At 67.3% G+C, this 10011-nt stretch carries 10 protein-coding genes; all 10 read right to left on the bottom strand.

Annotation, left to right across the window (positions count from 1 at the left end):
• Positions 1–1517: carboxyl transferase domain-containing protein (locus tag AC3FMM_RS22375; RefSeq protein ID WP_488687502.1), on the bottom strand; the 1517-nt coding region annotated here is incomplete at its 3' end.
• 61 nt (positions 1518–1578) lie between these two features.
• The gene (locus AC3FMM_RS22370; protein ID WP_115707776.1) at positions 1579–2256 is read right to left on the bottom strand and encodes a glutathione S-transferase family protein; all 678 of its coding nucleotides are present in this window, start codon (positions 2254–2256) and stop codon (positions 1579–1581) included.
• Complete coding sequence (locus AC3FMM_RS22365; protein ID WP_115707774.1) at positions 2253–2690, bottom strand: YchJ family protein; 438 nt, start codon at positions 2688–2690, stop codon at positions 2253–2255. The genes AC3FMM_RS22370 and AC3FMM_RS22365 overlap by 4 nt, the downstream gene beginning before the upstream one ends.
• Positions 2687–3373 (bottom strand): HAD family hydrolase, encoded by a 687-nt coding sequence (locus AC3FMM_RS22360; RefSeq protein ID WP_488687501.1) that lies wholly within the window; start codon positions 3371–3373, stop codon positions 2687–2689. Before AC3FMM_RS22360 ends, AC3FMM_RS22365 begins: the two co-directional genes overlap by 4 nt.
• Positions 3370–4026 (bottom strand): 2-hydroxychromene-2-carboxylate isomerase, encoded by a 657-nt coding sequence (locus AC3FMM_RS22355; protein WP_115679130.1) that lies wholly within the window; start codon positions 4024–4026, stop codon positions 3370–3372. Before AC3FMM_RS22355 ends, AC3FMM_RS22360 begins: the two co-directional genes overlap by 4 nt.
• Positions 4027–4120: 94 nt before the next feature.
• Positions 4121–5251 (bottom strand): acyl-CoA dehydrogenase family protein, encoded by a 1131-nt coding sequence (locus AC3FMM_RS22350; RefSeq protein WP_115679129.1) that lies wholly within the window; start codon positions 5249–5251, stop codon positions 4121–4123.
• A 31-nt stretch (positions 5252–5282) separates the two neighbouring features.
• A complete protein-coding gene (locus AC3FMM_RS22345) occupies positions 5283–5963 on the bottom strand; it encodes an SDR family oxidoreductase (RefSeq protein ID WP_115679128.1) in 681 nt (226 codons plus the stop codon).
• A gap of 227 nt (positions 5964–6190) precedes the next feature.
• Positions 6191–7369: an acetyl-CoA C-acetyltransferase gene (locus AC3FMM_RS22340; RefSeq protein ID WP_115703041.1), complete on the bottom strand. Its 1179-nt coding sequence runs from the start codon at positions 7367–7369 to the stop codon at positions 6191–6193.
• Positions 7370–7420: 51 nt separating this feature from the next.
• Positions 7421–8092, bottom strand: a complete 672-nt coding sequence (can, locus tag AC3FMM_RS22335; RefSeq protein ID WP_115679126.1) for a carbonate dehydratase — start codon at positions 8090–8092, stop codon at positions 7421–7423.
• On the bottom strand, positions 8089–9912 hold the full coding sequence (gene aceK, locus AC3FMM_RS22330; protein ID WP_488687500.1) for a bifunctional isocitrate dehydrogenase kinase/phosphatase: 1824 nt from the start codon (positions 9910–9912) through the stop codon (positions 8089–8091). Before aceK ends, can begins: the two co-directional genes overlap by 4 nt.
• Positions 9913–10011: the final 99 nt, after the last annotated feature.

The raw sequence follows: 10011 nt of genomic DNA, 5'->3' as shown, positions 1-10011 counted from the left end.
GGATCGATCACGCCGTCGTCCCACAGCCGCGCGCTGGCGTAGTACGGGTGGCCCTGGTGCTCGTACTGGTCGCGGATCGGCTGCTTGAAGGCGTCTTCCTCCTGCGCGCTCCACTGGCCGCCCTTCGCTTCGATGCCGTCCCGGCGCACCGTCGCCAGCACGCTCGCGGCCTGCTCGCCGCCCATCACCGAGATGCGCGCGTTCGGCCACATCCACAAAAAGCGCGGCGAATACGCGCGCCCGCACATGCCGTAGTTGCCCGCGCCGAACGAGCCGCCGATGATCACCGTGAACTTGGGCACCTGCGCGGTCGCCACCGCCGTCACCATCTTGGCGCCGTTGCGGGCGATGCCCTCGTTCTCGTACTTGCGCCCCACCATGAAGCCGGTGATGTTCTGCAGGAACACCAGCGGGATCTTGCGCTGGCAGCACAGCTCGATAAAGTGCGCGCCCTTGAGCGCCGACTCCGAGAACAGGATGCCGTTGTTGGCGACGATCCCCACCGGATAGCCCCAGATGCGGGCGAAGCCGCACACCAGCGTGGTGCCGTAGCGGGCCTTGAACTCGTCGAACTCGGAGCCGTCGACCAGGCGCGCGATCACCTCGCGCACGTCGTACGGCTTGCGCGTATCGGTCGGGATCACGCCATACAGCTCTTCCACCGGATACAGCGGCTCGACCGGCTCGTGCAGACGGATCTGGTCCGGCTTGCGCCGGTTCAGGTGCTGCACGATGTTGCGCGCCAGGCTCAGCGCATGATGGTCGTTCTGCGCGAAATAGTCGGCCACGCCGGACAGCCGCGTATGCACGTCGGCGCCGCCCAGGTCCTCGGCGCTGACTTCCTCGCCGGTGGCGGCCTTCACCAGCGGCGGGCCGCCCAGGAAGATGGTGCCCTGGTTCTTGACGATGATCGACTCGTCGCTCATCGCCGGCACGTAGGCGCCGCCCGCGGTGCACGAGCCCATCACCACCGCGATCTGCGGGATGCCGCGCTTGGACAGGTTGGCCTGGTTGTAGAAGATGCGGCCGAAGTGGTCGCGGTCGGGGAAGACCTCGTCCTGGTTGGGCAGGTTGGCGCCGCCCGAGTCGACCAGGTAGATGCACGGCAGGTGGTTTTCCTCGGCGATCTCCTGCGCCCGCACATGCTTCTTGACCGTCATCGGGTAATACGTGCCGCCCTTGACGGTGGCGTCGTTGCAGACGATCACGCATTCCTGCCCGGCCACGCGGCCGATGCCGGTGATGATGCCGGCGCCGGGAGCGGCATCGTCGTACATGTCGTACGCGGCCAGCTGCGACAGCTCCAGGAACGGCGTGCCGGGGTCGAGCAGCTGCTGCACGCGTTCGCGCGGCAGCAGCTTGCCGCGCGCCAGGTGCTTGTCGCGCGCGGCCGCGCCGCCGCCTTCGGCCAGCTTGGCGATCTTCGCCCTGAGGTCGGCCACCAGCGCCCGCATGGACTCGGCATTGGCCTTGAAGGATTCGGAGCGGGCGTTCAGTTTGCTTGCGAGCGTGGGCATCTCGGAGTCTCTTGCCAGATAGGGTTGTGCGCCGCCTGCCGCCGTCCTGCCGCGGCCGGCCTCAGCCGGCTGCCTTGGGCAACGGGTGCCCGGGCATCAGCTCATAGGGATGCTTCCAGCCCGGCAAGGCGCGGAAGCGCTCGGTCCACGCGTGGATATGCGGATATTCCTTGCGCCAGTGCACGCCGATCTCGTCATCGAAGAAGACGTAGCCCGCCAGCGAGAAGTCAGCGATGGTGGGGCGCTCGCCCAGCACGAAGTTGAGTCCGTCCAGGTGCGCGTTCAGTACGTTCCACGCGCCTTCGCAGCGCGCGCGGAAGAACTCCAGCACGGCCGGATCGGGCGACCTGGCGAAGGTGCGCATGAAGCGATAGGTGGCGGTGTACGAGGTGAACTTGTGGTTGTCGAACAGCAGCCAGCGCAGCACCTCGGCGCGCTCGGCTTCGTTGCGCGGGCCGAACGCATCCAGGCGCGCGGCCAGCGTCTCGAGGATGGCGCCCGACTGCGACAGGCGCTGGTCGCCGAACTCCAGCACCGGCACCTCGCCCATCACGTTGATGGCGCGGTACTCCGGGGTGCGGGTCTCGCCGTTGAAGAAATCGACGAAGCGTGCGCGCCACAACGACTGGCCGCGCTGCACGCCGACGGTTTCCAGCAGCTGTGCCACCTTGTAGGCGTTGCCGGACTGGGCAAAGCAGTACAGCAGGTACTCGGGCTCGTTCTGCTTGTCGATGCTCATGGTCTCTCCCCGATGATGTCGCCATCCACATAAAGCCAGCGCGGCGCCTCGCCCGGGGCGCGCGCCTCGCACACAAAGCGGCTGCGCTCATGCAGCCGCCAGGCGCGCCCGCCTACCTTGTAGCGCGCCACGAATTCCACTTCGGCATGCGTGTCGTCCTGCTGCGCATGCGCCTTCACCGTGAGCCCGAGCCAGCGTGTGGCGGTATCCGGCAACAGGTCGGCCGGGCAGGTCGATGCATGCCAGGTCTGCCGCAGCCATTCCATGTCGTTCAGCACATAGGCGCTGTAGCGCGAGCGCATCAGCGCCTCGGCATTGGGCGGCAGGGCCTCGCCACGATGGAAGCGGCCGCAGCAGGCGGCATAGTCCGCGCTGCCGCACGGGCACGGCACCGGTCCAGCCTTGGGCAGGCGGCCTGCCGCTTTCGCCGTCATCCCACCAGCTCCGGCAGCTCGCGCATATCGGTGAAGATGGTGCGCGCGCCGGCCTCGCGCAGCTGCGCGGCGTCGTTGCGCGCGGCATAGCCGAACACCGTCATGCCGGCCGCCACGCCCGCGGTCACGCCGGTCGGGCTGTCTTCCACCACGGCGCAGCGCGCGGGCTCGACGCCCATGGTGCGCGCGGCCAGCAGGTACACGTCCGGCGCGGGCTTGCTGCGCGCCACCTCGGTGGCCGAGAAGATATGCTCGCGCTGGTCCTGCTGGAACAGCTCGACCAGCCCGGTCTTGGTCAGCTGCAGCTTGACCTTGACGCGGTCCGCGCCCGACGCCACGCACACCGGCATGCCGGTGGCGGCGACCGCGCGGATCGCCTCGCGCACATGCGCCACCGCCGCGACCTCTTCCTCCAGCACGGCGTTGCGGCGCGCCAGCCAGGTCGACAGCCAGTTCTCGGGCAGCGGCACGCCGCGCATGCGTTCGATCATGTCGAGCTCTTCGCGCACCGCGCGGCCCAGGAACAGGCGCGTGGAGTCTTCCAGCGAGATCTCGATGCCGAGCTCGTTCAGCATCTGGTTGAGCACGCGGTTGACGATGGGCTCGCTGTCGACGAGCACGCCGTCGCAATCGAAGATCACACAATCGAAGCGGCCGGAATGGCCGGGGGTTGCTGCAGTCATGCGGGTTTCTTTTCCTTGGTATCGGGGTTGGGCACGGCGCGGAGCTCGGTCTGGCGGCGGCTCTTCAGGTGGGCCTCGATCTGGTCGAAGCGGTCGAAGCCCCAGAACGGCTCGCCGTCGACGATGACGAAGGGCGAGCCGAACACGCCCTTGGCCATCGCCACCTCGATCTCGGCCTTGAGCTGGTCCTTGATCTGGTAGCTGGTGGCGCCGGCATCGAGCGCCTGCACGTCCACGCCCAGCGGCTCGGCCAGCTTCATGATCTCGGCCGGCTCGGCGATGTTGATGTCGTCGACGAACAGCGCGCGGTACACCGACCTGGCGAAGGCCGCGGCCAGGTCGTCGCCGTGATGGTTCTGCAGCCACAGCATGGCGCGCGCGGCATGCGTGGTCGGCAGCGGGAAATGCGTGGGGCGCTTGTAGTCGATGCCGTGGAAGCGCGCGGTGCGCTCGAAGTCGCGCCAGCTGTAGTCGCCCTTGAGCGGCAGCTGCGGCAGCGGCGACGCGCCGGTGGTCTTGAACACCACGCCCAGCAGGATCGGATGCCAGGCGACGTTGCGCCCGTACTTCTGCGCCAGGTCGTCGATACGGGTGCTGGCGAAGTAGCCGTACGGCGAAGAGAAATCAAAGTAGAAGTCGATCGCTGCGGTCATGTCGGGGGCCCTATTCTTGTGGTGGCAGGTCCGGTTGCGGGAAGACGTGACGCCGGCGCGGCACGCCTGCCCATCGTACGCGCAAATGGCGGCGCTAGGCCAGCGCGCGCGCGATCAGGATCTTCTGGATGTCGCTGGTGCCCTCGTAGATCTGGCACACGCGCACGTCGCGGTAGATGCGCTCGACCGGAAAGTCGCTGACATAGCCGTAGCCGCCGAACACCTGGATCGCGTCGGAGCAGACCCGCTCGGCCATCTCGCTGGCGAAGAGCTTGGCCATCGCCGCTTCCTTCAGGCACGGGCGGCCGGCATCGCGCAGCGCGGCGGCGTGCCACACCATCTGGCGCGCGACGTCGATGCGGGTGGCCATCTCGGCCAGGCGGAACTGCACCGCCTGGTGCTGGAACAGCGGCTGGCCGAAACTCTCGCGTTCCTTGGCATACGCAAGGGCCGCTTCAAACGCGGCGCGCGCCATGCCGATGCTCTGCGAGGCGATGCCGATGCGGCCGCCCTCCAGCCCCGACAGCGCCATCTTGTAGCCGCCGCCCTCGTCGCCGAGCAGGTTGGCGGCCGGCACGCGGCAATCCTCGAACAGGATCTGCGCGGTGTCCGAGGAATGCTGGCCGAGCTTGTCCTCGAGCCGCGCCACCACGTAGCCCGGAGTCGAAGTCGGCACGATGAAGGCGCTGATGCCGCGCTTGCCGGCAGCCTTGTCGGTCACCGCCAGCACGATCGCCACGTCGGCGTTCTGGCCGCTGGTGATGAACTGCTTGACGCCGTTGAGCACGTAGTGGTCGCCGTCGCGGACAGCAGTGGTGCGCAGCGCCGCGGCATCGGAGCCGACGTGCGGCTCGGTCAGGCAGAACGCGCCCAGCATCTGGCCGCGCGCCAGCGGCACCAGCCACTGCTGCTTCTGCGCCTCGCTGGCGAACGACATCAGCATGCTGCACACCGGGCAGTTATTGACGCTGATGACGGTGGAGGTGCCGCCGTCGCCGGCCGCGATCTCTTCCAGGATCAGCGCCAGCGACAGGTAATCGAGGCCGGCGCCGCCATACTGCTCCGGCACCGCCACGCCGTAGGCGCCCAGCGCCGCCAGCTCGCGGTGCACGTCCTTGGGAAAGGTCTTGTCGCGGTCCCATTGCGCGGCCTGCGGCGCGATCACTTCCTGCGCGAACTGCCGCACGGCGTCGCGGATCATTTCCTGTTCGGGGGTCAGCAGCATGTCGGTTCTGGGTTCAGGTGTGCGGGCGCCCTTACCAGGGGATGGGCGTGCCGTCGTAGTTGTGGAAGGTGCCGTTGTCGCGCCGCTTGACGCTGGCCAGCACCTGGCGCATGCCCTTGACGCTCTGCTGCACGGTCAGGTCGGCTTCCTGGCCGCCCATGTCGGTCTTGACCCAGCCCGGGTGCAGGGCGACACAGGTGGCGTGACGCGCATCCAGCGCCACCGCGCGCAGCGCGGCGTTGGCGCCCGCCTTGCTGACGCGGTACAGCCAGCTGGTGCTGTGCTCCATCGCGCCGATGCTGCCCATGCGCGAGGACAGCACCGCCAGCACCCCGCCATGACCGGACTGCCCGGCCTCGACATAGGGCAGCAGCAAGGGCAGCGCCATCATCGGCCCGAGCACGTTGACATGCATGACGCGGTCGAACTCCGGCGGCGTGACCGGCTGCGCGCTTTCGGTGCGCGGCCCCATCACCCCGGCGTTGTAGACCGCCACGTCGAGCGCCTCGCCATCGAGCTTCCAGCCCAGGCCTGCCACCGCGCCGGCATCGGACAGGTCGGCCTGGTGCGCCTCGGCGCCCAGCGCCTGCAGGGCACCGACGCCTTCGGGCGTGCGCGCCGCCGCGATGACGCGCCAGCCGTCGGCACGGTACTGGCGCACGAATTCAAGGCCGATGCCGCGCGAGGCACCGAGGATCAGGGCGGTTGGCAAGGGTTGCTCCTTTCAAAAACTGGCCTGCGCCGCAGACGGCACGGCTGGCCCCGGATTGTGCAAACTGCCACGGTCTTGCTCCCTCTCCCGCTTGCGGGAGAGGGTTGGGGTGAGGGCGGGCGTGGCTACGAAGTGAAGCTCGTCGTGCCTGGCACGCGCCTGCCCTCACCCCCGCCCCTCTCCCGCGCGCGGGAGAGGGGAGAAAACAAGCGGGACTTGGGACAGGCTTACAGGATCTCGATCCCCACCGCCGTTGCCTCACCGCCACCGATGCACAGGCTCGCCACGCCGCGCTTGCCGCCGGTCTTGCGCAGCGCGCCGATCAGCGTGGTCATGATGCGCGCGCCCGAGGCGCCGATCGGGTGGCCCAGCGCGCAGGCGCCGCCGTGGATGTTGACCTTGTCGCGCGGGATCTTGAGGTCGTGCATGGCGGCCATCGGCACCACCGCAAAGGCCTCGTTGATCTCGAACAGGTCGACGCTGTCGGTGTTCCAGTCCAGCTTGCGGTACAGCTTGGCGATGGCCTCGACCGGCGCGGTGGTGAACCAGCCCGGCGCCTGCGCATGGGTGGTGTGGCCCAGCATGCGGGCGATCGGCTGCAGGCCCAGCGCTTTCGCGGTGGAGGCGCGCATCATCACCAGCGCCGAGGCGCCGTCGTTGATCGATGACGACGAGGCGGCGGTGATGGTGCCGTCCTTGGCAAACGCAGGCTTGAGCGACGGGATCTTGTCGAGCTTGATGCGGCGCGGGCCTTCGTCGGTATCGATCACCGTGTCGCCGCCCTTGCCCGATACCGTCACCGGCGCGATCTCCCAGCGGAAATCGCCGTTCTCGGTGGCCTGCTGCGCGCGGCGCACGCTTTCCATCGCGAATTCGTCCTGCTGCTGGCGCGTGAAGCCGTACTTGGCGGCGCAGTCCTCGCCGAAGGTGCCCATGGCTCGGCCCTTGTCGTAGGCGTCTTCCAGGCCGTCCAGCATCATGTGGTCGTAGATCATGCCGTGGCCGATGCGATAACCGCCGCGGCCCTTCGGGATCAGGTACGGCGCGTTGGTCATGCTCTCCATGCCGCCGGCAATGGCGACGTCGAACGAGCCCGCGACCAGGCCGTCATAGACGGTCATGGCCGCGCGCATGCCCGAGCCGCACATCTTGTTGACGGTGGTGCAGCCCACGCTCAGCGGCAAGCCCGCGCCCAGCGCGGCCTGGCGTGCCGGCGCCTGGCCCTGGCCGGCGGGCAGCACGCAGCCGAACACCACTTCTTCGACCTGCTCGGGCTTCAGGCCGGCACGCTCGACCGCCGCGCGGATGGCGGCGGCGCCAAGCTGCGGCGCGGTGACGCTGGCGAATTCGCCCTGGAACGCAGCCATCGGCGTGCGCGCGGCTGAAACGATGACGATCTCTTCCATGTCGGGTCTCCTGGATCGGTAGCTGGGTATCGGTGGTGTCGGATAAACGGATCAGCGGATCGACGCCTGCGGCGGCTCGCCGTACTGGCGGTAGGCCGCGGCCAGCTGCTCGTGCAGCTCGTCGTTGTTGCTGGCGGCCATGCCGAGGTCGCGCAGCAGGCCGTCGGACACGCCGTAGATCCAGCCGTGCACGGTGATGACCTGGCCGCGGGCCCAGGCGTCCTGGATCACGGTGGTCTGGCACACGTTGTTGACCTGCTCGATCACGTTGAGCTCGCACAGCCGGGTATGGGCGTCTTCCTCGCGCAGGATGGTGCCGAGGTAGGACTCGTGCTTGTCGGCCACGTCGCGCACATGGCGCAGCCAGTTGTCGGCGAGGCCGATGCGCTCTCGCTTGAGCGCGACCTTGACGCCGCCGCAGCCGTAGTGGCCCACCACCGTGATATGGCGCACCTTGAGCACTTCCACCGCGAACTGGATCACCGACAGCGCGTTCAGGTCGCTGTGCGCGATCACGTTGGCGATATTGCGGTGGACGAACACCTCGCCCGGCGCCAGCCCCAGGATCTGGTTGGCCGGCACGCGCGAATCGGAGCAGCCGATCCACAGGTATTCCGGCGCCTGCTGGTTGGCCAGCCGGGTGAAGAAGGCGGGGTCTTCCGCATTGACGCGGTCGACCCAGTCGCGGTTGTTGCGGAACAGCTGGGCGATGGCGTCATTCATGCGACTCTCCTTGCAGGGTCGGCGGCAGGAAGTTCAGGGACAGCGCCGTAGCGGTTGATGAATCGCTCGGCGGGGTGATAGGCAAAAAAGTCATGGACATGTCCGGCCAGCAGCCGGTCCTTGTGGCTCTGCCACATGGCAGGGTCAAAAAAATCCGCATGGTGCCGCAGGAACGCCGCGCCGACGCGCGCATCGCCCAGCAGGAAGGTGCGGAAGGTCTCGGGAAAGATGTCGTGCGGACGCACGGTGTACCAGACTTCGCCCGACATCTCCTCTTCCTCGTTGCGCGGCTGCGGCACGTGGCGGATGTTGCAGTCGGTCAGGTACTCGATCTCGTCGTAGTCGTAGAACACCACGCGGCCGTGGCGCGTGACGCCGAAGTTCTTGTACAGCATGTCGCCCGGGAAGATGTTCGCGGCGATCAGCTCCTTGATCGCGTTGCCGTATTCGATCACGCCGTGCTCGACCTGCGCGTCGGAGCCTTCCTGCAGGTAGATGTTCAGCGGCGTCATGCGGCGCTCGATATAGACGTGGCGTACCACGATCTCTTCGCCGCCGTCCTTGGCGCGCTGGTATTCGATCATCGACGGCGCGTGCTGCTCGAACTCGCGCACCAGCGCTTCGTCGAAGCGCGACAGCGGGAACGCCACGTCGGAGTATTCCAGCGTATCGGCCATGCGGCCGACGCGGTCGTGCTGCTTGACCAGCTGGTACTTCGACTTGACCAGTTCGCGCGTGGTTTCCTTGGGCGCCGGGAAAAAGTCCCGGATCACCTTGAACACGTACGGGTACGACGGCAGCGTGAACACCAGCATCACCAGCCCGCGGATGCCGGGCGCGACGATGAACTTGTCCGACGAATGCTGCAGGTGGTGCAGGAAATCGCGGTAGAACAGGTTCTTGCCCTGCTTCTGCAAGCCCAGCGAGGTATAGATTTCCGCGCGCGGCTTGCGCGGCATGATGTCGCGCAGGAAGGTCACGTAGGCCGACGGGATCTCCATGTCGACCATGAAGTAGGAGTGCGTGAACGAGAACAGGATCAGCAGCTGCTCTTTCTTCAGCAGCACGGTGTCGAGCACCAGCTTGCCCGAAGGGCCATGCACGATCGGGATCGCCAGCGGGAAGGTGCGGTCGCCGTTCAGGATGCGGCCGATGATGAAGGCCGACTTGTTGCGGAAGAACAGCGACGACAGCGTATGGATCTGGAAATTCGGCGCGATGCGGAAGTCGCCGAAATGCTCGCCGACGGCGCGCACCACGTAGCCGATGTCGCGCTGCAGGTCCTCGAACGGGCGCTCCAGCTGGAAGTTGTGGACGATGCGCTCGAAGCACGCGGCCATGCCGTCGCGGCTGCCCGGGTAGTAGGCGCGGAAGGTCGGGCGCGTCGGCGATTCCTCGTTCTCGATGTACTCGGTCGAGATCGCCGGGCGCACGAAGATGAAATCGTTGTTGAAGTACGAGCGGTGCAGGATGCGCGTGCAGACCGAGTTGAAGAAGGTCTCGGCCAGCTCGGGCTGGTGGTGGTTGGTCAGCAGCCCGATGTAGTGCAGCTTGATCTGCTGCCAGATCTCGTCCTCGATGTTCTCGGCGTCGTACTCGTCTTCCAGGATCACGCTGGATTCGCGCACGCGCTCGTTGTAGAACGCGATGCGGTCGCGCTGGATCTGCTGCAGCCCGTGCCAGTCGCCGGCCTCGAACTTCAGCTTGGCCTGGTGGCTGACCTCGCGGAACAGGCGGTAGTGCTTGTCGAACCCGTCGAGCATCGTTCTCGCCACATCGTAGGCAATCTGCGAGGAGAGCAGTTTGGGGAAGTGGGACATGGGTCGACGGGGGACGACTGCTTGACGGTCTTGCGACGGGTAGTGAGATTGTAAATGGGTTCGGGGCCAGGGCCCCGGATGTCCGGGGATGCCGGAGGT

The organism is Cupriavidus sp. 207A1 (genome assembly GCF_057798955.1).
Note: the sequence above shows the minus strand (reverse complement) of the source record. Positions and strands in the feature narration are given on the sequence as shown.

Excerpts from the sequence above, each read along its gene's own strand:
- AC3FMM_RS22370 (WP_115707776.1), bottom strand. The coding sequence starts at position 2,256 with ATGAGCATCGACAAGCAGAACGAGCCCGAGTACCTGCTGTACTGCTTT.
- AC3FMM_RS22365 (WP_115707774.1), bottom strand. The coding sequence starts at position 2,690 with ATGACGGCGAAAGCGGCAGGCCGCCTGCCCAAGGCTGGACCGGTGCCG.
- AC3FMM_RS22360 (WP_488687501.1), bottom strand. The coding sequence starts at position 3,373 with ATGACTGCAGCAACCCCCGGCCATTCCGGCCGCTTCGATTGTGTGATC.
- AC3FMM_RS22355 (WP_115679130.1), bottom strand. The coding sequence starts at position 4,026 with ATGACCGCAGCGATCGACTTCTACTTTGATTTCTCTTCGCCGTACGGC.
- AC3FMM_RS22350 (WP_115679129.1), bottom strand. The coding sequence starts at position 5,251 with ATGCTGCTGACCCCCGAACAGGAAATGATCCGCGACGCCGTGCGGCAG.
- AC3FMM_RS22340 (WP_115703041.1), bottom strand. The coding sequence starts at position 7,369 with ATGGAAGAGATCGTCATCGTTTCAGCCGCGCGCACGCCGATGGCTGCG.
- can (WP_115679126.1), bottom strand. The coding sequence starts at position 8,092 with ATGAATGACGCCATCGCCCAGCTGTTCCGCAACAACCGCGACTGGGTC.
- aceK (WP_488687500.1), bottom strand. The coding sequence starts at position 9,912 with ATGTCCCACTTCCCCAAACTGCTCTCCTCGCAGATTGCCTACGATGTG.